Origin of the sequence: Sphaerisporangium sp. NPDC051017 (assembly GCF_040683095.1) — a bacterium.
In the GTDB taxonomy this organism is placed as follows: domain Bacteria; phylum Actinomycetota; class Actinomycetes; order Streptosporangiales; family Streptosporangiaceae; genus Sphaerisporangium.
This window is the reverse complement of the sequence record NZ_JBFBCI010000017.1, coordinates 68,000-90,973: the sequence shown is the minus strand read 5'-3', so window position 1 is coordinate 90,973 and position 22,974 is coordinate 68,000. Positions and strand designations below refer to the sequence as shown.

19 protein-coding genes are annotated in these 22,974 nt (G+C 69.9%); 12 read left to right on the top strand and 7 right to left on the bottom strand.

The features are described from left to right. Positions 1-150: 150 nt before the first annotated feature. Positions 151-729, bottom strand: a complete 579-nt coding sequence (locus AB0M95_RS16645) for a hypothetical protein (RefSeq protein WP_363764775.1) — start codon at positions 727-729, stop codon at positions 151-153. Between the two features lie 64 nt (positions 730-793). Between AB0M95_RS16645 and AB0M95_RS16640 the strand changes: the two genes are divergently transcribed. Next, a complete protein-coding gene (locus AB0M95_RS16640) occupies positions 794-1,396 on the top strand; it encodes a TetR family transcriptional regulator (protein WP_363764773.1) in 603 nt (200 codons plus the stop codon). An 18-nt stretch (positions 1,397-1,414) separates the two neighbouring features. Here AB0M95_RS16640 and AB0M95_RS16635 read toward each other — a convergent pair whose 3' ends face one another. The 3 genes from AB0M95_RS16635 to AB0M95_RS16625 all read right to left on the bottom strand — a co-directional run bounded on the left by AB0M95_RS16635 (position 1,415) and on the right by AB0M95_RS16625 (position 3,996). Next, positions 1,415-2,743 (bottom strand): C40 family peptidase, encoded by a 1,329-nt coding sequence (locus tag AB0M95_RS16635; RefSeq protein WP_363764770.1) that lies wholly within the window; start codon positions 2,741-2,743, stop codon positions 1,415-1,417. 224 nt (positions 2,744-2,967) lie between these two features. Further along, a complete protein-coding gene (gene greA, locus AB0M95_RS16630; RefSeq protein WP_358519226.1) occupies positions 2,968-3,468 on the bottom strand; it encodes a transcription elongation factor GreA in 501 nt (166 codons plus the stop codon). Positions 3,469-3,558: 90 nt separating this feature from the next. Continuing rightward, positions 3,559-3,996 (bottom strand): DUF4307 domain-containing protein, encoded by a 438-nt coding sequence (locus AB0M95_RS16625; protein ID WP_363764767.1) that lies wholly within the window; start codon positions 3,994-3,996, stop codon positions 3,559-3,561. A gap of 132 nt (positions 3,997-4,128) precedes the next feature. On the opposite strand from AB0M95_RS16625, the gene mca reads away from it, so the two are divergent. From mca to AB0M95_RS16610, 3 genes are read left to right on the top strand one after another with little or no spacing between them, the layout of a single operon-like run. Further along, positions 4,129-5,013, top strand: coding sequence for a mycothiol conjugate amidase Mca (gene mca / locus AB0M95_RS16620; protein WP_363764764.1), 885 nt, complete (start codon positions 4,129-4,131; stop codon positions 5,011-5,013). Between the two features lie 46 nt (positions 5,014-5,059). Continuing rightward, positions 5,060-5,323 carry a hypothetical protein gene (locus AB0M95_RS16615; RefSeq protein WP_363764880.1) on the top strand — a complete coding sequence of 88 codons (264 nt, stop codon included), beginning with the start codon at positions 5,060-5,062 and terminating at the stop codon, positions 5,321-5,323. Then, positions 5,320-5,694 (top strand): GNAT family N-acetyltransferase, encoded by a 375-nt coding sequence (locus AB0M95_RS16610; protein ID WP_358519814.1) that lies wholly within the window; start codon positions 5,320-5,322, stop codon positions 5,692-5,694. Before AB0M95_RS16615 ends, AB0M95_RS16610 begins: the two co-directional genes overlap by 4 nt. 48 nt (positions 5,695-5,742) lie before the next feature. Here the strand turns inward: AB0M95_RS16610 and AB0M95_RS16605 are convergent, their stop codons facing one another. After that, complete coding sequence (locus tag AB0M95_RS16605; RefSeq protein ID WP_363764761.1) at positions 5,743-6,909, bottom strand: hypothetical protein; 1,167 nt, start codon at positions 6,907-6,909, stop codon at positions 5,743-5,745. A 170-nt stretch (positions 6,910-7,079) separates the two neighbouring features. Between AB0M95_RS16605 and AB0M95_RS16600 the strand changes: the two genes are divergently transcribed. From AB0M95_RS16600 to AB0M95_RS16570, 7 genes are all read left to right on the top strand, one after another. Beyond that, complete coding sequence (locus AB0M95_RS16600; RefSeq protein ID WP_363764758.1) at positions 7,080-7,697, top strand: hypothetical protein; 618 nt, start codon at positions 7,080-7,082, stop codon at positions 7,695-7,697. A gap of 85 nt (positions 7,698-7,782) precedes the next feature. Further along, the gene (locus AB0M95_RS16595) at positions 7,783-12,162 is read left to right on the top strand and encodes an HAD-IC family P-type ATPase (protein ID WP_363764755.1); all 4,380 of its coding nucleotides are present in this window, start codon (positions 7,783-7,785) and stop codon (positions 12,160-12,162) included. 584 nt (positions 12,163-12,746) lie between these two features. Continuing rightward, positions 12,747-13,445, top strand: a complete 699-nt coding sequence (locus tag AB0M95_RS16590; protein WP_363764752.1) for a dihydrofolate reductase family protein — start codon at positions 12,747-12,749, stop codon at positions 13,443-13,445. A gap of 11 nt (positions 13,446-13,456) precedes the next feature. Further along, complete coding sequence (locus tag AB0M95_RS16585; RefSeq protein ID WP_363764873.1) at positions 13,457-13,930, top strand: deaminase; 474 nt, start codon at positions 13,457-13,459, stop codon at positions 13,928-13,930. A 209-nt stretch (positions 13,931-14,139) separates the two neighbouring features. Continuing rightward, positions 14,140-15,525, top strand: a complete 1,386-nt coding sequence (locus AB0M95_RS16580; protein ID WP_363764749.1) for an AAA family ATPase — start codon at positions 14,140-14,142, stop codon at positions 15,523-15,525. Between the two features lie 94 nt (positions 15,526-15,619). Next, a complete protein-coding gene (locus tag AB0M95_RS16575) occupies positions 15,620-16,162 on the top strand; it encodes an HNH endonuclease (RefSeq protein ID WP_363764746.1) in 543 nt (180 codons plus the stop codon). Positions 16,163-16,815: 653 nt separating this feature from the next. Continuing rightward, positions 16,816-18,786 (top strand): thioredoxin domain-containing protein, encoded by a 1,971-nt coding sequence (locus AB0M95_RS16570; protein ID WP_363764743.1) that lies wholly within the window; start codon positions 16,816-16,818, stop codon positions 18,784-18,786. Positions 18,787-18,862: 76 nt separating this feature from the next. On the opposite strand, the gene AB0M95_RS16565 is transcribed toward AB0M95_RS16570, so the two are convergent. Then, a complete protein-coding gene (locus AB0M95_RS16565) occupies positions 18,863-20,950 on the bottom strand; it encodes a transglycosylase domain-containing protein (RefSeq protein ID WP_363764740.1) in 2,088 nt (695 codons plus the stop codon). 339 nt (positions 20,951-21,289) lie between these two features. After that, the gene (locus AB0M95_RS16560; RefSeq protein WP_363764737.1) at positions 21,290-21,769 is read right to left on the bottom strand and encodes an Lrp/AsnC family transcriptional regulator; all 480 of its coding nucleotides are present in this window, start codon (positions 21,767-21,769) and stop codon (positions 21,290-21,292) included. A gap of 130 nt (positions 21,770-21,899) precedes the next feature. On the opposite strand from AB0M95_RS16560, the gene hppD reads away from it, so the two are divergent. Then, positions 21,900-22,973 carry a 4-hydroxyphenylpyruvate dioxygenase gene (hppD, locus tag AB0M95_RS16555; protein ID WP_363764735.1) on the top strand — a complete coding sequence of 358 codons (1,074 nt, stop codon included), beginning with the start codon at positions 21,900-21,902 and terminating at the stop codon, positions 22,971-22,973. Position 22,974: the final 1 nt, after the last annotated feature.

Sequence of the window (22,974 nt, the reverse complement as noted above, 5' to 3'; positions counted from 1 at the left end):
CGCATGGTGCCGGGCAGTCTACCCACGCTTTACCGGGTTAAAAGTGCGGGCCCCGGCCGCCGGGGGCACTGCCCACCGGGTTCCGGGGCCCGCATTGGTATAGGCCAATTCGAGTGGTCTAATCCTCTCGGCTCATTGGTTCAGTCCAATTCACGTATTCAGATCAGGACCCTCGGAACGCACGCGATCCACGTGTTGAAGGGCATCGCGCAGGTCAGCGAGCCAGGTGTCGGTGTGGCTGCCCACGAGCCGCACGCACCACGCCAGCGCGTCGCTGCGGCTGCGCGCGACGCCCGCCGCGACGAGCGTGTCGAGCACGCGCCGCTCCTGCTGGCGCAGGCGGGTCATGACGGGGATGGAAAGGGTGGTGAACATCACTGTCTCGCCGCCGCAGGAGACCCCCCAGGAGACCTTGCGGCGGAAGCGGTGCTCGGCCTCCCGTGCGATCTCGATACGCCGCTCGCGGGTCTCCTCGCGGAAGCGCTGGATGTGACCGTCCAGCAGCGCCGCCCGCTCGGCCCCGGTGGCCTCCTCGGCCGCGGCCGGCACCGGCAGGGTGCCGACGACGGCGATCTCCTCGCGGTCGATGACGAACTCGTGCCGCCCGCCGAACCACTGCTCGGGCAGTCGCCCGGTGAACCATGACATGATCACTGATTCGTCCGTATCCATGTAATCGAGATTACACCTCAACACCGCACCATCAAGGGGCAGGGCGACGGTGGTCATCGACGGTGAGAGCGATCGGAGACGCCGGGAGCGCCATGGCCGCCGGTCACGCCACAATTGGGAGATGAGCTCACCTCCGCACACCGGCCTTCGTGAGCGTAAGAAGGCCAAGACCCGGCGGTCGATCCAGGACCACGCCATGCGGCTGTTCGCCGAGCAGGGCTACGACGCCACGACGATCGAGCAGATCGCCGAGGCCGCGGAGGTCTCGCCCAGCACGTTCTTCCGCTACTTCCCCACCAAGGAAGACGTCGTCATCCAGGACGACTACGACCCCCTGATCGCCGAGGCGTACCTGCGGCAGCCCGCGTCCCTCTCCCCACTGGAGGCGGTGCGGAAGGCGGTGAGCGAGGTCTTCACCGAGGTCTTCGCCGAGGACGAGCAGACGATCCTGCGGCGCATCCAGCTCATCTGGTCGATCCCGGCGCTGCGCTCCCGCATGGTGGAGGGCCAGATCGCCAGCATGACGATACTCACCGACGTCGCCGCCCGGCGCACCGGCCGCTCCCCCGGCGACATGGAGGTGCGCGTGTTCGCGGGCGCGGTCATGGGCGCCTGGATCGTCGCCGTCGAGCGCTGGGTCGAACTGGAGGGCGCGCGGCCCCTCGCCGAGCTGATGGACGAGGTGCTGGTCTTCCTGGGCCGGGGCATGCCGCTCCAGCCCTGAACACCCGCGGGCGGCGCGTCAGCGGACGCGGGCGGCCACCCATGGGCTCACCCGCACGACCCCGGCGAGGTTCCTGGTCGAGATCGGCGAGATCTTCACGACGTCGCCGGTGCGCGGCGCCTGCAGCATCTTGCCGTCGCCCCAGTAGATCGCGACGTGCGAGATGTACCCCGGGTTGGTGGGGTCGCTGCGCCAGAACAGCAGGTCGCCGGGCTGGGCCTGGGCCAGCGGGATCTGCGGACCGGTCACCCACTGCTGGTGGGTGACCCGCGGCATCCGCACCCCGGCCTGCCCGAACGCCCACTGCACGAGCCCGGAGCAGTCGAAGGTGTCCGGCCCCTCGGCGCCCCAGACGTACGGCCGGCCGAGCTTGCTCGCGGCGGCGGTGAGCGCGACGCGGATCTGGTCGGGCGACATGAACGCGCTGACCGGCCAGGTGGTGCGGGCCTGGGTCGGACGCGCGAGCACCGGGTTGATCAGCGCGACCTGGGTGCCCTTCGGCAGGGCCTTGAGGATCGCCAGCCGCAGCTTCTCCAGGTCGACCCCGGGCGCGCTCACGACCATCGCGTTGCCCTCGGGGATGCCGAGGGCGCGCGCGGTCTGCTGGGAGACCACGGCGTTGATCAGGCCCATGCCCATGGTCGCGTACGCGCCGACGCGCATCTTCGTGCCGCCCGCGTCGAGCGTCGACCCGAGCACCACGCCGCCGTCGCTGCCGAGCACGAAGGACACCGCGACGTCCCCGGCGGCGACGCTGTTCCACAGCGCGTCCGACCTGGCCGTGGAGCGCGGGGTGTAGGCGCGGAACGTCGAGGGGTTCACGCCCATGGTCTGCACGCGCTTGCCGCCCATCATGACGTCGGCCGCGTCGGTGACCTCGACGGACTTGACGCCCTTGTACGCGTTGACGGCGCGGACGGCGGACCCCGGCAGCGTGCGGCGCGAGACCACGAACAGGTCGGGCGCGCGCAGCCCGGCCAGCGGCGCCACCGTGGGCCTCGCGGGCCCGACGGGAAGCTCGCCGGCCGCGGCGACGTACCCCTCGCGCCGGGGCACCGAGTCGCGGGGAGCGGTCGCGGCCACCACGTCGGGCTGCCGCTTGTTCAGCTCGCCGATGACCACCAGGTCGACGGCGAGGATGGTGACCAGCCCCACCGCGATCAGCGGCACCGTACGGCGCAGCCACCGGGACGGGAGCCGGCGCGGCGTGGGCTGGAGACCGGGGTGGAAGCTCAGGTCCTCGCGGACCTCCGCGAGCGCGCCGCCGAGCTGGTCACGGACGCCGCTCAGCACGCGGACGAGGCTCTTTCGGACGACGGTCGAGCCACGCGGTCGCCGATCGAGCACGTTCCCCCCATACAGCCTGATCTCAGCACAAGCCGGTCAATGCCTGATTCTTGCGGACTCTGTCGCCGATGTCCGGAGTTCACCCTAAACAGTCTTGGTCCGCCGGAGCCATGCTCCGGCGGACCAAGTTAGACCAAGTCGCCTGGGCCAGGTCGTCTGGGCCAGGCCCGGGGCAGCTATGGGAAGCCACGGAACTCCGCGAGAAACGGCGCCCCCGCCCGCGCTCAGCCGCCGATGTAGGGGACGGCCTCGAGGATCTCGACGGTGTTCGACCTGCCGTTGGGCATCGTGTACGTGGCCTTCTCTCCGATCTTCTTGCCGTTGATCGCGGCACCGAGCGGCGACTTCGGCGAGTAGACGTCGATCGGCGCGCCGCTCTCCTCACGCGAGGCGAGCAGGAACGTCACTTCGTCGTCGTCACCGTCGAACCGGATCGTCACGGTCATACCGGGGCCGACAACGCCCTCGGCCCGGGGGGCCTCGCCCACCCTGGCCTGGTCGAGAAGCTGGCGGAGCTGGAGGATGCGGCCCTCCATCTTGCCCTGCTCCTCCTTCGCGGCGTGGTAACCGCCGTTCTCCTTGAGGTCGCCCTCTTCGCGGGCGGCTTCGATCTTCTTGGCGATGTCGACACGCCCGGGTCCCGAGAGATACTCAAACTCCGACTTCAGACGGTCGTACGCCTCCTGCGTCAGCCAGGTGACGTTCTCTTCGCGGGAGTCGACCACGGGTTCTCCTTGCGTACTCGTGAGAGTTGCGAGCGTTCGAATTGGGGGAGACTAACAAATAACCCGCCCCCGAACGCTTTCCCAAAAGTCTCATTGTACGAGATAGCAGTACTGCACGTCGCCCGAAGTCGCGCGCGCGCTTGTCTGCACGCGCTCGGTCAGCCGGACATCGGACTGCCCGCGGGGGAGGGTGACGCTTCTGGTGCCCACCTCGACGTGCTCGGTGTCGGTCGCCCGCAGCCGGCACTCCGCCTCGCGGTCGGCCGGCTTGTGCGCCTGGAAGGTCACCGTCAACGAACCGGGCCCCTCGACCTCGAAGGCGATCACCTCGGTGAGCACCTCGGGGTTCCCCTTGGCGGACATCATGACATAGCCCCAGCCGCCCATGGCCGCGGCCACGATGACGGCGACGACCGCGAAGAACAGGGATCGCCCGACCCGCCCGCCTCGTCCGGGACGCTCCCTGAAGGAGTCAGGGGTGCCCAGCACCGGCCCGTCCGCACGCGAACCGGTACCTCTTTCGGACATGGCGGAATCTCCCAGCGGTCTCCGGACGTTGCACGAGACAATTGTCCCCCGCGGGGCGACCGCCCTCCGCGCCGCCCCAAGAGAAAATAACCTCTCTTGAGAGCTGTCCTGGACACTTGAGGAGACCGAGCCGTGGTTGCACCCCTGAGGTTGCTGGCCGTACACGCGCACCCGGACGACGAGTCGAGCAAGGGGGCCGCGACGATGGCCCGCTACGCCGCCGAGGGCGTCGACGTGCTGGTCGTCACGTGTACCGGCGGTGAACGCGGCTCGATCCTGAACCCCAAGATGGACCGGCCCGACATCCTCGAGAACATCACCGAGGTGCGCCGCCAGGAGATGGAGAAGGCCCGCGAGATCCTCGGCGTGCGGCAGTCCTTCCTCGGCTTCGTGGACTCCGGCCTGCCCGAGGACGAGAACGAGCCGCTGCCCGAGGGGTGCTTCGGGCTGCAGCCGGTCGAGGTCGCGGCGGCCCCGCTGGTGAAGGCCGTCCGCGAGTTCAGGCCCCAGGTGATCCTCACCTACGACGACGACGGCGGCTACCCGCACCCCGACCACATCATGACCAACAAGATCTCGGTCGTGGCCTTCGAGGCGGCGGGCGACCCGGACCGCTACCCGGAGCTGGGCGAGCCGTGGCAGCCGCTGAAGCTCTACTACCACATGGGCTTCACCCGGGCCCGGTTCGAGGCCCTGCACACGGCCATGACCGACCGCGGCATCGGCTCCCCGTACGCCGACTGGATCTCCCGCTGGGAGGACCGCCCGCAGAAGTGGGAGGTCACCACCCGCGTCCACTGCGGCGACTTCTTCGAGGTGCGCGACCTGGCGCTGCTCGCCCACGCCACCCAGGTCGACCCGGACGGCACCTGGTTCGTGTGCCCGCGCGACCTCCAGCGCGAGGTCTGGCCCACCGAGGACTACCACCTGGCCCGCTCGCTGGTCGACACCGAGCTGCCGGAGAAGGACCTGTTCGCGGGCATCCACACCGACGAGGTCGCGTCCGCCCGCCACTGACGGAGGTACTGACGGGAGCTCGGCCACCGGGTGGCAGACTTGACGGGTGACAGATTTCACCGCACTCGCGGCCGCCGCCGCGCCGGCCGCGCCGGTCGGGCCCGGGCTCCTCGGCTTCCTGGTGGTCGCGGCCATCGGCGTCGCGTTGTACTTCCTGGTGAAGTCGATGAACCGCCAGATCTCCAAGATCGAGGTTCCGCACGAGGAAGATCTGGCCAAGCGCGAGGCGTCCGAGCCGGCGCCGGGGCCCGAGTCCGCGTCCACGCCCGGCGAGTCCGGGTCCGGGCGCAGGGCCGACGGCACCCACTGAGGCATCGTCCCACCCCCGAGGCCGTCCTACCTGAGAGGGAGCCGTCCATGGAGCATGCGGTCGAAGTCGCCGACAACGCCGAGGCCAGGCGATTCGAGATCCGGGTCGACGGAAATCTGGCCGGGTTCGCCGATTACCGCCTGCGCGCCGATCGAATGATCTTCACGCACACCGAGATCGGCGACGAGTACGAGGGCCACGGGCTCGGCAGCCGCCTGATCCGCGTGGCGCTCGACGGCGCGCGCGACACCGGCCTGAAGGTCGTGGCGCTCTGCCCCTTCGTCGCGCGCTACATCGAGCGGCACCCGGAGTACCAGGACCTGCTGGCCGAGAACCCGCCGGAGGCCGAGGCCGCCGCACCGGCTCACTGACCCGCGCCGGCCACGACCCGGGGCCAGACGAGAGCCGGGCTCGGACGCTCAGCTCGGGGACCAGGCCAGTTCCAGCGCCTTCGGCAGGCCCCACCAGCCGAGCGGGGTGAGGATCCCCCGCTGGTCCACGATGCCGAGTCGTTTCCACAGCGGCATCACCGAGGTGAACAGCTCCTCGGTGGTCCGCAGGTCCTCGGGGTCGTCCATCTCGACGTCGATGTCCTCGGACTCGGCGACGAACCGGGCGATCCGCTCCGGGGAGGCGAGGACGCCGGGCCCGCGCCGGACGAGCGCCGTCACGGCGGCGAGCCAGTCGGCGTGGTGGATCGTGCACAGCGCGGCCAGCGCGGCGTCCTCCTCGCTGAGCTCGGCCTGCAGGTTCCAGAACTGGTGGGCGTCCTCGTCCTGCAGGTCGGAGACCGGGCTGGCGATGCCCGCCGCCACCGTCAGCCACAGCTCGGTGTCGTTCTCGGGCAGCGACTCGTCGTCGATGCCGGCGCAGGCCCTGAGCACCGAGCCGGGGTAGCCGGGCTCGTCGAGCAGGACGCGCAGCCGCCGCGCGGCGTCCCGCAGGTCGTCGGACGGCAGGTCGGGCTCGGGCAGGTCGGCGAGCACCCGCCGCAGCTCGCTGAGCGCGAACGCCTCCTCCTCGTCCCAGGTGGCGAACAGCCCTTCCTCCAGCTCGTCGTTGACCGCCGAGCCGGGCACCCGGCCGTCGGGCAGGGGCGAGATCAGCCAGCGGTCCTGGATGTCCTCGTACACCTCGCGGGCTGCGGTGTCGCCGGTCGCGAGGCGGTCGGGGTCGATGTGCCCGCCGGCGACCTGGTCCTCCAGGTGGGCGACGAGCCGGTCGTGCAGCTCCGAGGCCACCGGCCCGCGTTCGCCCTCCTCGGGCCAGACGAAGTAGGCGCGGGTGATAAGGATCGGCTCGGTGCCGGTCGCCTCCAGCCACCGCTGGACGTCCCCCACCGTGGCCACGCCCATCTCGATGGACGCCAGGGTGGCCTTCGCCGAGTCCCAGAACCGGGCCGACAGCGGGTTACCGGCCGCCAGCATCGCCCGGCGGAGGTCGGGAAGGGCCACCAGCGCCTGGCCGGTGGGCACGGCGAGCAGGGCCCGCGCGATGTCCCGCCTGGTCAGGCGGCCCGGGGGGCGGCCCGCGTACTCACACACGAAGTCGAGATCCAGCCTCACGCCCTCTGAGATTACGCTCATGGCGGCGAACGCGACAGCGTCACACCCTCGGTTGGCACGAAGCGCGCCCCGGAGGCGGCCTTCCCGCTTGACCAAGAATTTGGAAGGACGGGATGAAAGGCCCTTGTGATGGCCCTTGAGCTGGGCAGGAGGTGAAATGAGGTATTTCCTCGCACCTTGAGGAGGGGGCTATGACCGTGACCCAGACGTCACGCACCGGTCGAACAGGCACGCCGTCGGCGGCCGAACACGATGGCGACCTGTTCAGTATGGACACGCCGGTCGTCAGCGTGAGCGTCCACCGGCCCCACATGCCGAGAATGCCGCGCTTGATGGGCGGGACACGGCGCCGCGGCCAGGAAATGAACCGGGCCATGGAGACCGCCAGGACCTTCCTCCCGCCGCCCGAGCGCATCGCCTACTACGGCGGGCTCGGCCTGCTCGCGGCCGTCGGCCTGCTGGAGTGGCCCGTGGCCGCCGCAATCGGGGCCGGTACGCTGATCGCCCAGCGCGCCTGCGCCGCCGCGGCCAAGGGGGCCGAGCGCAAGCCGTCCGAAGCGGCGGCGCGGCCGTCCACGACCACCGGCGCGCGGACCACCACCACCGGCGGCAGGTCCACGCGTGGCACCACGCGCGCGACGACCTCCCGCGCGGGGACGCGGGCCGCGTCACGTACGACCGGCACCACGCCCCGGTCCACGCGCGCCACCGGGAGCACGTCCTCGCGCAGCACCGGCGCCACGGCGTCGCGCAACGCCGCCGCCACCCAGAAATCCGACACTTCGCCGGAGAGGCGTCCAAGCGCCTGACCTGGGCACACTTATGATCGAACGATCAGACCGCGGGCCCGACGCGGTCTGATCGCTGTATTGGCACCGGGCTCCCGGAGGCGTCGTGTTCCTGCTGCGTGAACTCAGGGGTCCGGTCTCAGCGCTGGCCTCTCTGCTCCCCGGACCGGTCCGGGGGCTGCTGCCCGGCACCCGGCGGGTCCACGACTGCGCGGGCGGCGTGCGCGTCGAGCTGCGCCACGCCGGCGGCCCCGGAGGCGCCGCCGCGGCCCGCGCCCTCGAAGAACGGCTGTGCGAGATCGGCGGGTCCGAGCGCGCGGAGGTCAACGGGGCGATGGGCTTCGTGTTCGTGGCATGCGACCCCAAGTCCATCGACACCGGGAAGCTCCTGGCGATCGTGGACGAGATGGACGTCGCCGAGGAGGCCGATGACGTGCCGCGTACGGCGCGCCACGGGGCCGACCACCACGCCCGCGCGCTCATAGAGCTCGGCGCGAGCGTCGCGGGCGTGGGCATGACGGTCGTCGGCCGGATCACGCGCGTGGCCAAGGCGCCCGCCGCGCTGCCCGCGCTTCTGCAACTCGCCGAGGCCACCCCGCGCGTCCGGAGCGAGCTGGAGCGCCGCGTCGGGCGTCCCACCGCGAACCTGATGTTCGCCACCACGCGCTTCACGGCCCAGACGATCGCGCTGCGGCCGTTCGGACTGGTCATCGACTCCGTCGCCGCCGCCGGACGCCTGACCGAGGCGCGCGCGGGCGTGCGGGCGTGGAAGAGCATGGAGGGCCGGTTCGCCGCCAAGAAGGGCTCCTACCGCCACATCCGGGCCGCCGCCACCCCGCGCCCCGTCCCCCTGCCCTCCGGGCCGATCGAGCGGTACGCCGACTCGCTCAGCGTCGGCGCGCTGGCGTCCTACGGTGTCACCGCCGCCGTCGGCGCCGACCGGGAGCGCGCGCTCGCGATGCTCGTCTCGGCGACGCCCAGGGCCGCCAGGCTCGGCCGGGAGGCGTTCGTCACCACCGTGGGCCGCGCCGCCGCGACACGCGACGCCCTGGTGCTGGACCGCGACGCGCTGCGCGGCATGGACCGCGTCGACACGGTGGTCTTCGACGCCGACGTGCTGACGGCCGCCACCTGGACCGTCCACGAAGTGATCATCCTGGACTCCGGCGTGGACGTGGACGAACTGCACGCCCGCATCTACGCCATGCTCGAAGGCGCGGACGCCACCGCACGCCACGAACGGGACGGCTGGGCCGCCGAGCCGCTCGCCGCGATGCCGGCGGGGGCGCCGCACTGGAGCGACAAGGGCGTCCGGCCCGTCGCCGTCACCTTCGAGGGCCGGAACGTGGCCTACGTCGGCGTCGTCCCCGAGGTGCGTCCGTACGCCGAGGCGCTGGTCGGCGCGGCCCGTGGAACGTGCCACGTGGTGCTGGCGGGCGGCGACCCGAGCCTCCCCTGGCGGCTCGGCGTCGAGGCGTTCACCGAGGGCGGCGACCGGCTGGCCTCGTCGGTGCGCGCCCTCCAGCGGGACGGGCACGGCGTCGCGGTGGTGGCCCACCGCGCTCGCCGCGGGCTGCGCGAGGCCGACCTCGGCATCGGCGTGCTGGCCGAGTCCGGGCGCCCGCCGTGGGACGCGGACGTGTTCGGCGGGCCCGACGTCGCCTACCTGCTGCTGCGGGCCCTCGCCCCCGCGCGGGCCGCCAGCCGGCGCGGCATGAAGGTCTCCGCCGCCGGGGCCGCGCTCGGGGCCGGGCTCACGCTGCTCGCCCCCGCCGCAGGGTCGGTGCGCCGGGTGCAGCTCGCCGGCGACTGCGCGTCGATGGTCGCGCTGGCGACGGGCGCGTGGTCGGCCCGCGACCTCGGCCGCCTCGGGCTGCCCGAGCACCCCGACCGCACGCCCTGGCACGCCCTGCCCGCCACCGACGTGCTGGAACGCCTGACCTCCACCGTCCACGGGCTCACCCAGGAGGAAGCCGTCCGCCGCAGGAACGCCTCCCGGACCCGGCGGAAGACCGGGCCCCCGTCCCTGCTGCGCGCGACCGCCGAGGAGCTCGCCAACCCGCTCACGCCCGTGCTGGCCACCGCGGCGGGGGTGTCGGCGTCGGTGGGGTCCGCCCTGGACGCCGTGCTCATCGCGGGCGTGCTGGCCGTCAACGGGCTGATCGGCGGCGCCCAGCGCAACAACGCCGACCGCGCGCTGCACCGCCTGACCGGCGCCACCGCGATCCCCGTGCGCGTGCGCCGCCCGTCGGGAACGGAGTCCGCCACGGCCGACGACCTCGTGCCCGGCGACGTCATCGAACTGCGCTCGGGCGACGCCGTCCCCGCCGACTGCCGGGTGCTCAAGGCCCGGGGACTGGAGGTCGACGAGGCGCCGCTGACCGGCGAGTCGCAGCTCGTCGCCAAGTCCGTCCTGCCGACCGCCGCGCTCGCGGTGGCCGACCGCTGCTCCATGGTCTACCAGGGGACGACCGTGGCGGCGGGCTACTGCCTGGCCGTGGTCGTCGCCACCGGCACGGCGACCGAGGCGCGGCGCGCCGCCGAGTTCGAGGACACCCAGGCGCCGCCGACCGGCGTCGAGCTGCGGCTGCGCGCGCTGAGCAGGCAGATCATGCCGGTCGCGATAGGGTCTGGCGTCCTGTTGATGGCCACCAACCTGATGCGCCGCTCCTCCATCGCCGGAGCGCTCGCCCCGGCGGTCAACCTCGCCGTCGCCGCCGTCCCCGAAGGACTGCCGTTCATCGCCACCGTGGCCGAGCTCGCCGCCGCCAAACGGCTGTCGGCGCACGAGGCGCTCGTCCGCAACCCCTCGACCATCGAGGCGCTCGGACGGGTCGAGGTGCTGTGCTTCGACAAGACCGGCACCCTCACCCAGGGGCACATCAGCCTGCGCAGCATCTCCGACGGCCGCGTGGAGCTCCCCGCCGAGAACCTGCCGCCCGAGTTCCGGCGCATCCTGGCGGCGGCGCTGCGCGCGGGCCCGAACCTCGACGGCGAGCGCGTCGTCCCGCACCTCACCGACCGCGCGGTCGTCAACGGAGCCGAGAAGCTCGGGGTCGACCCCACCGAGGGGCTTCCCGGCTGGCATCGGATCGCCGAGCTGCCGTTCGAGTCCGCGCGGGGCTACCACGCCGTGCTGGGCACGACCGAGCCCGGCGACCCGCCGCCGACCCGCACGCGACGGCCCTCGCGGCCGGGTTCGGGGCAGCCGCACGTGCTCACCGTGAAGGGCGCGCCCGAGGTCGTGGTCACGCGCTGCACGACGATGCTCAGCGACGGGCAGGTGGCGCCCCTCGACGACGAGGCCGCCACGTCCCTCGCCAAGGAGGTCGACCGGCTCGCCCAGCAGGGCTACCGCGTGCTCGCCGTCGCCGAGCGAGCCGCGTCCAGCCGTCGCGATCTGGACGAATCGCGCATCGACGGGCTGTGCTTCCTCGGCTTCCTCGGGCTCGCCGACCCGGTCCGGCCCACCGCGGCGCGCAGCGTCGAGCGGCTCGCCCGCGCGGGCGTCCGCGTCGTCATGATCACCGGAGACCACCCGAGCACGGCCGAGGCCATCGCGGCCGAGCTGAACCTCCAAGGCGACCTGCGCGTGATGACCGGCCCGCAGCTCGACCGGGTGGACGACGCCGCGCTGGCCGCGCTGCTACCGGACGTCTCCGTCTTCGCCCGGGTCACCCCCGCGCACAAGGCGCGCATCGTCGCGGGCCTCCAGCGGGCGGGCAAGGTCGTCGCCGTGACCGGGGACGGCGCCAACGACGCCCCGGCCATCCGGCTCGCCGACGTCGGCGTCGCGCTCGGCTCCCGCGCCACCCCGGCCGCGCGCGCCTCCGCGGACGTCGTCGTCACCGACGACCGCATCGAGACGATCGTGGAGGCCATCGTCGAGGGGCGTGCCATGTGGAGCTCGGTCCGCGACGCGCTCGGCATCCTGCTCGGCGGCAACCTCGGCGAGATCGTCTTCACCGTCGGGTCCAACCTGGTCGCCGGGCGCAACACCCTGAACGCCCGCCAGTTGCTGCTGGTCAACCTGCTGACCGACATGCTGCCCGCGCTCGCCGTCGCCATACGCCCGCCGAGCGCGACGAGCCCCGAGACGCTGCTGTCCGAGGGACCGGAGGCGTCGCTCGGCGACGCGCTCACCCGGGACATCTACACCCGGGCCGCGGCCACCGCGGCGGCGGCCGCGATGTCGTGGGCCCTCGCCCGCGTCACGGGCACGGCCACGCGCGCCGACACGGTCGGGCTGATCGGCCTGGTGTCGGCCCAGCTCGCGCAGACGCTGGCGGCCGGGGGCAGGGACCGGACGGTTCTGCTCGCGGCGTCGATGTCGCTGGTGTCCCTGTTCGTGGTGGTCTCCGTGCCCGGGCTCAGCCACATGTTCGGCTGCCGGCCGATCGGGCCTGTGGGCTGGGGAATCGGGCTCGCCAGCGGGACGGTGGCCGGCGTTGTGACGCGGCTGGGGGGCTCGTCCGGGGACCACTGACGCGGAGTCACCAGACGTTCACCAAACAGTCACCTCAAATGGGACAAATCACTGCATACATCCCGCATTATGGATGAAGCACCCCTAAATCCCTGTGAGGTTACCGTGTACAGCTTCCTTGCCACCGTCCTCGCCAAGGCCGCCATGCTGGTAGTGGAGGCCGTGGTGATCCGCCTCGTCCAAACCTGGCTCGACAAGGCCACCACCGCCACCGCCTAACCCTGGGGCCACCCCACCCGTGGCCCCAGCAAAAGACGGCTCACCACAGCCTCCCCACCACCGCCCACCAGCTCCCCCGGCTCCCCAGCCCCTCGACTCCCCACGTCGCCGGCTCCTCGACTCCCCGGCTCCTCAGGCTGCGCCCTCACCCCCGCCCCACACGGCCCCCAAACCGGCGCCGCGGCGGTGAGAAGGAACGACGGCGAAACCGGCGCCTGGTGCGGCGGTCGCCCAGGCGTACCGTCGTGGACGCCACGCGGCCCGGCTCGTTCGAGGGGTCAGCGTCCCGCGCGAAGAGCGGGTCACGTGCTCTGCCGGCCCTGGAAAGGTCCATGATGGTAGGCATCCGTCGTGGAGGTTCTCGGTTGGCGAAGCACCCGTACGTCCTGCTGTCGGTCGCGATGTCGATCGACGGCTACATCGACGACTCCTCGGACGCGCCGCTCGCGCTGTCCAACCAGGCAGACTTCGACCGCGTGGACGAGGTCCGAGCCGGATGTGACGCCATCCTCGTGGGGGCGGGGACGATCCGCGCCGACGACCCCCGGCTGCTCGTACGCTCCCCGACCCGGCGGGCGGACCGCGTCGCCCGCGGGCTCACCGAGACGCCCCTGAAGGTCACCATCACCCGCGATGGCGACCTGGATCCGGGCCGCCGCTTCTTCTCCCTCGGCGACGTCGAGAAGATCGTGTACGCCACGAGCCCCTGCGCGGACAAGGCCCGCGACCGCCTGGCGCACGTCGCCACCATCGTGGACGCCGGCGACCCGCTCGACCTCCCGGCCGTCCTGTCCGACCTTTCGGAGCGCGGCGTCACCCGCCTCATGGTCGAGGGCGGCCAGGCCGTCCACACCCTCTTCCTGACCTCAGGCCTGGTCGACGAACTCCACCTTGTCATCGCCCCTTTCTTCGTCGGCGACTCCAGGGCGACGCGCTTCGTCACCGATGGCGCCTTCCCTCGCAACCCGGCCAACCCCATGACCTTGGCCGAGGCCCGCCCGATCGGCGACGTCGTCCTCCTCCGCTACCTGCCCGCCGACCACACCTCCGGCCGGCCGCGATGACCGACGAACCGATGACCCCGAACCCGCCTGAGCACGACACCGAGGCCGACCTGCGGTGGCTGAACGAGTGCGTAGAGCTCTCTCGCCGCTGTCCCAGGTCCTTCACCGCGTTCGCCGTGGGATCGGTCATCGTCGGCGGCGAAGGCGACGTCCTCGCGACCGGCTACTCCCGTGAGACCGCCCCGCACGACCACGCCGAGGAAGCCGCCCTGGCCAAGCTCGCCCCAGATGACCCCCGCCTGGCCACGGCCACGATCTACACGTCCCTGGAACCCTGCACCACCCGCGCGTCCCGCCCCCGTAGCTGTACGGCCCTGATCCTCGCCGCCGGCATCCCCCGCGTCGTCTACGCCTGGCAGGAGCCCACTCTCTTCGCCTACTGCACCGGCACCGAAACCCTCCGTCAGGCAGGCGTAGAGGTGATAGAGATCTCCGAACTAGCCCCAGACGCACGCAAGGTAAACGCCCACCTGTTCAACGCCTGACCTCGCTTCCGCCGGCGAGGGTGAGCCTGTGCGCCCATCCATTGGTGCAGCAGTACCACCTGGTCGTGGCTTTGCCCGGCATCGCTAGCGGACAGGTTGGCGAAGAGTGCCTGCCGGCCAATGCTGCGCGAGTCGAAGCTATGCGGAATCTGAGCGCCTCAAGGGTCTAGAGTTAGCAGTTGATGGATAGGCATAACGGAGGTAGAGCGGTGTACGTCTCGAAGCTTGAGATCTCCGGCATACGTGGGTTTGAAGGACATAGAGAAGTAAACCTAGATTTTGCCCGAGAAAGTGGCACTTACGCGGGCTGGACAGTTCTTGCAGGACGCAACGGGTCCGGCAAGACCACATTGCTCCAAGCCATAGCATTGGCCCTGACCGGGCAATACTTTGTACGCGACATAGAGAGTTGGCGAGGATCCCACAGCACCATCAATTCATGGATTCGCGTAACCGTCCTACAGGACCAGATTTTCGATGGCGGCTTGGATTTCGGGCCATGGACATTCGAACTTAGATGGGATGAACCAGGCAATTCATACCCAGAGCCGAAATGGGCAGATTACGGCGGCAAGAGGAGGGCACCCAAAAACATGCGCTTCGCCAACGGTGACGGATGGTTTTACGCAGGATACGGGCCATTCCGAAGACTGTCTTCTGCGGCCCTTGGCGGTCATGACACAAAATCGCATGCACGGTACGCGGGCCTTCGAACTCTCTTCGATGAAGATGTGAGCTTGATCGAAGGGGTCAGTTGGCTGGTTGAGCAACATCTGTATCGACTGGAAAAAAAGCCGGGAGCGGAAGATCTCCTGGATACAGTGCTCACCTTGCTGGGTGACGGAATGCTACCGGACGGCTATCGAATCTGCCGCGTGGATTCCGATGGCCTGTGGGTGCGAAGAGGGAGTGAAGAATTTGCCCTCAGGCAGATGAGTGACGGTTACCGAACGGTCACGGCACTAGTAGTGGACATCATCAGACAGATGCATCTGGCCTACGGGAGACTTCGACTCGAAGAAAGTGAAGGCGTTTATTACCTTGCCTACCCGGGCGTGGTACTGATCGATGAGATCGAGGCCCACCTGCATGTTAGCTGGCAGAAGAAGATCGGCGAATGGCTGAAGATACACTTTCCTGCCGTTCAATTTCTCGTGACGACGCATAGCCCATACATATGTCAGAGCGCAGACTCAAATGGCCTGGTCCGGCTACCCGCTCCCGAGGAGCCAGAGTCTCCGAAGGTGGTTGATCTAGACCTGTACGAACGCGTGGTGTACGGAAGCGGAGATGACGCCGTTCTGACGGATCTATTCGGAGTGGACACTCCCTACTCAACACGCGCGGAGGAGATGAGAAGGAGACTTGGCAATCTTGAGACGAAAGTCCTGGCCGGCACCGCCTCTCCTGCAGAAATCGATGAATACCAGGCCCTGAGTGAGACGCTAACGAGCTCATTGACCGCGAGGGTGGACGAGGTTCCTCACGCATCGGACGCAAAGAGTGATTCGCGTTTCACGCGTTCAGCCAAACAGCAACCTCTTGGGACGTTTGGCACTACAGACGGCCAAATTGCACAATTGCGGCGCGGATAGCAGTACCGCACGCAATCTATGGAGGCTGGCCATTCAGGACCGGAGTCGCGTACGGGACCTATTACGCACAATGTCCACTGGTATCGAGCGATGCATGTACTGCGGGGACAATCGCGGCACGGATATCGACCATTTCGAGCCGATCAAGGTGGCCCCATTGCGCACATTCGAGTGGGTAAACCATCTCTTGGCCTGCTCCAGTTGCAATAGCAATGCCAAGAGGGACCAGTACCCGTGTGACGAAAACGGCCGCAGCCTACTCATCGATCCAAGTTCCGAAGATCCACACGAGCATCTCAGACTCCTGCTGTCAAATGGCATCTATGAGCCGATCAGCCTGAAGGGACGGGCGACCATAGACGTCTTTCAGCTCAATCGTGCAGATCTCCGCCGAGGCAGGGAGATGGCCTTCCCACGATGCAAGGCCATGGTTAGAGAGTATTCACGACTGATTGACGGAAGTGAACAAGAGGAAGCGGATCTGGTGATCTCCTCCTTGTGCGAGCAGCCATTCGCTGATGTTCTGGATGCCATGCACAGGTCCGCACATCTTCCTGGCGCGCCTATCGTCCTTGGTGGCGAAGATGTCGTAACTGCACTGCTGAAATCTCCGCTGAACTCGAAACTCTTCTTGTAGGCATCCAGTTAGGCCATATCCTCCGCGAGAAGTGGCCCCTGTTCAAGCACACTATTCAGCAGCCTTTATGCTGAACTGTCACCTCCCCGATATACCGCCTGCGATCGGTCGGCCCCAGAAGGCTTACGACAGTGTTCGAGCCTTTCGGGGTTAGAGCCAATCCACCTCCGGGATAGGGGTGGTCGTGGCGGCGGGACGGCCCGGGCGGGGGTCGCCTGGGCATCGGTGTCAGGCGGTTAAGCTGCATCAGAGCCATTCGCGGCATGACAGATCATCGCAAGGGAGTAGTGCCAGGATGTACAAGGAGTTCGCGATCGAGGCCGTCATGTGGCTGATCCCCATCGTCGTGTTGATCGGCATTGCCCTCATGGTCACCGCCGGCTGAACGCCCTGCGGTCCCGAGACCTTCGGAGGACGGCGCACCGCCATGGAGCGGGCGCCGTCTTCTTCGTTCCCGAACAGTCGTTTCCCCCACCACACGGCTCGCACGCACTCGGGGCACTGCCCGTCCGGTACCTGAGAAGCGCCTGAGCCGCCTGGGATTTTCCGTCGGAGCCCCGGGCTAGGGTTGGAACGACGGTGCGGGCACGGCGCGTGACGGGCGCGCCGCCGGTCATCCGGACGTACGCGGCCGCGTACGCGGGGGAGGTCTGATGAACCGCTTGAAGGACGCGACGAGCCCCTACCTGCTCCAGCACGCCGGCAACCCGGTCGACTGGTTCCCGTGGGGCGAGGAGGCCTTCGCCGAGGCGCGCCGCCGCGACGTGCCGCTGCTGGTCTCGATCGGCTACTCGGCCTGCCATTGGTGCCATGTCATGGCGCATGAGTCGTTCGAGGACGCCCAGACGGCGCGTCTGATGAACGAGCAGTTCGTCAACGTCAAGGTCGACCGCGAGGAGCGTCCCGATGTGGACGCGGTCTACATGAGCGCCACCACCGCCATGACCGGCCACGGCGGCTGGCCGATGACGGTGTTCGCCACCCCGGCGGGCCACCCGTTCTACGCGGGCACCTACTTCCCCCGGCAGCAGTTCCAGCGGCTGCTGGCGGGCGTGTCGCAGGCGTGGGCGCGCGAGCGTGACGCCGTGCTGGCGCAGGGCGCCCAGGTCGTCGAGGCGCTCGACCAGGTCACGGCCCTGCCCCCGGGGCCCGCGCCCACGCGCCGCGTCACCGCGGAGGCCGTGCGCGACCTGGCCCGCGGCTTCGACGCCGCGCGCGGCGGGTTCGGGTCGGCGCCCAAGTTCCCGCCGTCCATGGTGCTGGAGTTCCTGCTCCGCCACGGCACCCCCGAGGCGGCGGAGATGGCGGGCCGCACTCTGGAGGCGATGGCCAGGGGCGGCATCTACGACCAACTCGGCGGCGGCTTCGCCCGGTACAGCGTGGACGCCGCGTGGGTGGTCCCCCACTTCGAGAAGATGCTGTACGACAACGCGCTGCTGCTGCGGGTCTACGCGCACTGGTGGCGGTCCGGCGGGTCTCCCCTGGCGCGGCGGGTGGCGGTGGAGACCGCCGAGTGGCTTCTGCGCGAGATGCGCACCCCCGAGGGCGGCTTCGCCTCCGCGCTCGACGCCGACAGCGAGGGCGAGGAGGGCCGGTTCTACGTCTGGACGCCCGCGCAGCTCGCGGAGGTCCTCGGCGAGGAGCGCGGGGCGTGGGCGGCGTCGATGTTCGGCGTGACCGGCGAGGGCACCTTCGAGCACGGCACGTCGGTGCTGCGCCTGCCGTCCGACCCCGCGGACCGCGCCGTCTTCGACGACGTGCGCGCCGAGCTGCTGACCGCCCGTGCCGCCCGCGTCCGTCCCGGCAGGGACGACAAGGTGGTGGCGGCCTGGAACGGCCTCGTCATCGCCGGGCTGGCCGAGGCGGGGGCGCTGTTCGGCCGTCCCGACCTGGTCGGCGCGGCGCGTGAGGCCGCCGAGCTGCTCGACCGCGTGCACATCGACGGGTCGCGGCTGGCGCGCACCTCGCGGGACGGCCGGGTGGGCCCCAACGCGGGTGTCCTGGAGGACTACGCCGACGTCGCCGAGGGGTTCCTGACGTTGTACGGCGTCACGGGTGAGGCTCGCTGGTTCGAGCGGGCCGGCGCCCTGCTGGACACCGTGCTGGAGCGTTTCCCCGACGGCGCGGGCGGCTTCTTCGACACTGCGGACGACGGCGAGCGGCTGTTCCAGCGCCCCGCGGATCCGACCGACAACGCCACCCCGTCCGGGCAGTTCGCGGCGGCGGGAGCGCTGCTGTCGTACGCGGCGCTGACCGGCTCGGCGCGGCACCGCGAGGCCGCGGAGTCCGCCCTCGGCGCGGTGTCGGTGCTCGCCGAGCGGCACGCACGGTTCGCCGGGTGGGGCCTGGCCGTGGCCGAGGCCGCGCTGGCGGGGCCGCCGGAGGTCGCGATCAGCGGTCCCGTGGACGATCCTCGGACGGCCGCGCTGCGACGGGCCGCGCTCATGGCGGGCGTACCGGGAACGGTGATCGCCCTGGGCGACGGCGATGTGCCCTTGATGCGTGGGCGCGGCCTGGTCGGCGGCGAGCCCGCGGCGTACGTCTGCCGCGACTTCACCTGCCGCCTCCCCGTGACGACCCCGTCCGACCTCACCCGCGAACTCGGCGCGTTAACGGCCGGCTAGCGGGGGCTGGGCGGCATCAACCCGCGGGCCGGGTCAGGCCGATCGGACCGGGTCTCCGCATCACCTGCGGGAGAGGTCAGGCTGGTGGAGGTGGGGTTTCCGGTGGGGGCTGGTCCGGGGGCGGGATCTGCCCGTCCGGGTCGTCGGGACCGGGGCCGGGGGCGGTGGGGCCGCCGCCGTGGTCGTCGGGTGGGGAGGACGGGCCGGGGCCGCTCGGCGGGGAGTCGTTGGGGCCGGTGGTGGGCCGGTGGTCGCGCGGGGCCCTGTCGGGCCTCTGGCGGTTCTTGAACCCGGCGTCACCGCCGTTGCCGTTCCCCCAGGCGTTGCCGTTGTCGCCCCAGCCGCCGTACCAGTTGTTGTACTGCTGCTCGTAGGACGACGCCGGGAAGTCCTTCACCGGCTTGCCGGCCATGGCCTCGGACATGAACGCCCGCCAGACCTGCGTCGGCAGCGACCCGCCGTACAGCGCGCCGTACCCGGGCACGCTGACGGTCTTGTTGTCGTCGCGGAACATGTTCACGGCCGCCGCCAGCTGCGGGGTGTACCCGACGAACCAGACGGAGCTGGAGGAGTCACTCGTCCCGGTCTTGCCCGCGACCGGGCGGTCGTACAGCCGCGCGGCGGTGCCCGTACCGCCCTCGACCACCTGCCGCAGGGCGTACGTCGCGTCGGCGGCCGTGTTCTCGCTGTAGGCGCGCACGCCCTTGGCGGTGAACTTGCTGGTGCGCCCCTTCGCGTCGGTCACAGAGCGGATGACGTGCGCGTCGTGGTGCATCCCGCCGGCCGCGAACGTGCCGAAACCGGACGCCTGTTGGACGGCGCTGACCGACGCCGTGCCGAGCGGGAAGGTCGGGTAGTTCTTCTGCTTGGCGATCTGAGCGGCCGGGATGCCCGCCGCCTCAGCGGCCTGGGCGACCTTCTTCAGCCCGACCTTCTGCGCGAGGTCGACGAAGGCGGTGTTCACGGAGTCGCGGGTGGCCTCGACGAGGTCGATGGCCGAGCCGTAGGACGCGCCGCCGGCGTTCGGGATCGGGTCCTTGGCGGAGGCGACGCGGATCGGCGAGTTGCCCTCGACGAGGGTGTTGAGGTCGAGTCCGTTCTCCAGCGCCGCGGCGAGCGTGTACGGCTTGAAGGTGGACCCGGCCTGGACCTTCGCCGAGAACGCGTTGTCGTACTGGTTGGACGCGTCCCTGCCGCCGTAGAACGCGACGACCTCGCCGGTGTCCGGGTCGACGGCGGCGAGGCCGGTGCGCACCTTGCCGGACGTGCCGTCGGGCATGGTGTCGGTGACGGCCCGCGCGGCGATCGCCATGAGCTTCTTGTCGAACGTCGTCGTGATCTTCAGGCCGCCCTGCTGGATGTCCTCGTCCGAGTATCCGCGGCGGTTCAGCTCGGCCTGCACCTGGGCGAGGATGTACCTCTTCTGGCCGGTCGCCGACAGGAGGTTCTTCTGCTTGGCCAGTGTGGGAAAGGCCATCTCGGCGGCCTGCGCGGGAGTGATCGACCGGGTCTGCACCATCGCGTTCACGACGGTCTGCCAGCGCGCCCTGACCGCGTCCAGGTCGGCGCCCTTGGGGTTGGCGAACCGCGACGGCTGCTGGATCACCGCCGCGAGGTAGGCGCCCTGGGACGGGGTCAGCGTGTCGACGTCCCTGCCGAAGTACGCCTGGGCGGCGGCCTGGATGCCGTAGGCGCCGCGCCCGAAGTAGATCGTGTTGAGGTACTGCTCCAGGACCCAGGACTTGGGCTTGGACTGGTCGACCTTCAGCGCGATCATGATCTCTTTGAGCTTGCGGACGATCGACCGCTCCTGGCCGAGCCCGCTGTAGTAGTTCCGGACGAGCTGCTGGGTGATCGTGGAGCCGCCCTGCACCTGGTTGCCGGTGAACGTCGACCACATCGCGCGGGCCGTCCCTTGGAGTGAGACGCCGCGATCCTGGTAAAAAGTCCGGTTTTCTATGGATATGACCGCGTCACGCACCGGGACGGGCACCTTGTCGATCGAGACGTTCTTGCGGTTGACCCCCTGCCAGGCCAGCACGGTCTTGCCGTCGCGGTAGTAGTACACAGACCCCTGAGCGGTGGCCTCCTTCTGGGTCGTGTCGGGGATGGGCGTGAGGAACCAGGCGAGCGCCAGCAGCCCGACGGCGCCCAGGATGGCCACACCACCCGCGATGAGAAAACGGTGGAGAAGACGGCGCCTCGGCCGGCGCTTCTTCCCTGCGTCCCGCACGGCGTCCCCCCGATCTGCGGCTCAGCTACCCCCGTGAGCTGGGCGGATCGTTCACGATAAACCATAAATACCGATGTCCGGCGCGTCGAGTGACCGGTCGATCTCTGTATGAACAGGCTCGCAGATTTCCAGGTGGATGCATGGGAGACGCTCCCGGTTACCCCGGATCGGTACGGACGGCGCCTGCTGATTGCCACGACTTCGTCCGAAACGTCGGGCCCCGAAAGCCACCGACGGACCCGGGACTCCAGGCGCGTGGGCCCCGCCGGGCTAGGAAGCGGTGTGCCGGGGGGTGTCGGCCACCAGCGGCAGCACGCGGTACGCGACCGGCGTGTCCAGCGCGATCACCGACGACGTGCGCATCACGCCCTCGACGTCCACGATCAGGTCGATCACCCGTTGCAGGTCGGCGTTGCTGCGCGCGACCACCCGGCACAGCATGTCGTCCCCGCCGGTGATCGTGTGGACCTCCAGCACCTCGGGGATCGCGGCGAGCAGCCCGCTCACGGGGTCGTGCCCGGCGATCTGCCGGATCTGCAGCGTGACGAACGCGGTCACCTGGTACCCCAGGGCGGCCGGGTCGATGTCCGGCCCGAACCCGGTGATCACGCCGTTCTCGACCATGCGGTCGAGCCGCGCCTGGACGGTCCCCCGGGCGACGCCGAGCCTGCGCGACGCCTCCAGGATGCCGACGCGCGGCTCGGCGGCGAGCAGGGAGATCAGGCGCACGTCCAGACCGTCGATCGTCATGCTGTACAGGATTACCGCCCATGAGGCGGTTTGGCCAGTCAACTTGTCCACTAAAATTAGTAACACTTGCACAGAAAGGCCACAACATCTGAGAGTTGGCCTCATGAGCGATGCATTTCCCGTACATGGCATGGATGCAGTGGTCTTCGCGGTGGGCAACGCAAAGCAGGCCGCCCACTACTACTCGACGACCTTCGGCATGCGACTGGTGGCCTACAAGGGCCCGGAGACGGGGAGCCGCGACGAGGCGGCCTACGTGCTGACCTCGGGCAGCGCCCGTTTCGTCCTGCGTGGTTCCCTGCGCCCGGACACCGAGATCGCCTCCCACGTGGCGCGGCACGGCGACGGCGTCGTCGACCTCGCCCTGGACGTCCCTGACGTCGAGGCCGCCTACGCCCACGCGCTGAAGGCGGGCGCGCGGGGTCTTGAGGAGCCCCACGTCGTCGAGGACGAGTACGGCAAGGTCGTGACGGCGGCCATCGCCACGTACGGCGAGACCCGCCACACGCTGATCGACCGCGCCAACTACAGCGGCCCGTACCTGCCCGGCTACGTGGCCGCCGAGCCCATCGTGGCGCCGCCGGACAAGCGGCTCTTCCAGGCCATCGACCACTGCGTGGGCAACGTCGAGCTCGGCAAGATGGACGAATGGGTGGACTTCTACAAGAAGGTCATGGGGTTCACCAACATGGCCGAGTTCATCGGCGACGACATCGCGACCGAGTACTCGGCGCTGATGTCCAAGGTCGTCGCCGACGGCACCCGCAAGGTGAAGTTCCCGCTCAACGAGCCGGCGGTCAGCCAGAAGAAGTCCCAGATCGACGAGTACCTGGAGTTCTACGGCGGCCCGGGCGTCCAGCACATCGCCCTTGCCACCAACGACATCATCCGGACCGTCGAGCGCATGCGCGAGGCCGGGGTCGAGTTCCTGGACACGCCGGACTCCTACTACGACGACCCCGAGCTGCGCGCCCGCATCGGCGAGGTGCGCGCCCCCGTCGAGGAGCTCAAGCGGCACCGCATCCTGGTGGACCGCGACGAGGACGGCTACCTGCTGCAGATCTTCACCAAGCCGGTGCAGGACCGCCCGACGGTGTTCTTCGAGCTCATCGAGCGGCACGGCTCCCTCGGCTTCGGCAAGGGCAACTTCAAGGCGCTGTTCGAGGCCATCGAGCGCGAGCAGGACCGCCGCGGCAACCTGTGAT

Coding starts and splice junctions, on each gene's coding strand:
- AB0M95_RS16645 (WP_363764775.1), bottom strand. CDS start 729: ATGACCACCGTCGCCCTGCCCCTTGATGGTGCGGTGTTGAGGTGTAAT.
- AB0M95_RS16640 (WP_363764773.1), top strand. CDS start 794: ATGAGCTCACCTCCGCACACCGGCCTTCGTGAGCGTAAGAAGGCCAAG.
- AB0M95_RS16625 (WP_363764767.1), bottom strand. CDS start 3,996: ATGTCCGAAAGAGGTACCGGTTCGCGTGCGGACGGGCCGGTGCTGGGC.
- AB0M95_RS16605 (WP_363764761.1), bottom strand. CDS start 6,909: ATGAGCGTAATCTCAGAGGGCGTGAGGCTGGATCTCGACTTCGTGTGT.
- AB0M95_RS16600 (WP_363764758.1), top strand. CDS start 7,080: ATGACCGTGACCCAGACGTCACGCACCGGTCGAACAGGCACGCCGTCG.
- AB0M95_RS16585 (WP_363764873.1), top strand. CDS start 13,457: ATGACCCCGAACCCGCCTGAGCACGACACCGAGGCCGACCTGCGGTGG.
- AB0M95_RS16575 (WP_363764746.1), top strand. CDS start 15,620: ATGTACTGCGGGGACAATCGCGGCACGGATATCGACCATTTCGAGCCG.
- AB0M95_RS16570 (WP_363764743.1), top strand. CDS start 16,816: ATGAACCGCTTGAAGGACGCGACGAGCCCCTACCTGCTCCAGCACGCC.
- AB0M95_RS16560 (WP_363764737.1), bottom strand. CDS start 21,769: ATGACGATCGACGGTCTGGACGTGCGCCTGATCTCCCTGCTCGCCGCC.
- hppD (WP_363764735.1), top strand. CDS start 21,900: ATGGATGCAGTGGTCTTCGCGGTGGGCAACGCAAAGCAGGCCGCCCAC.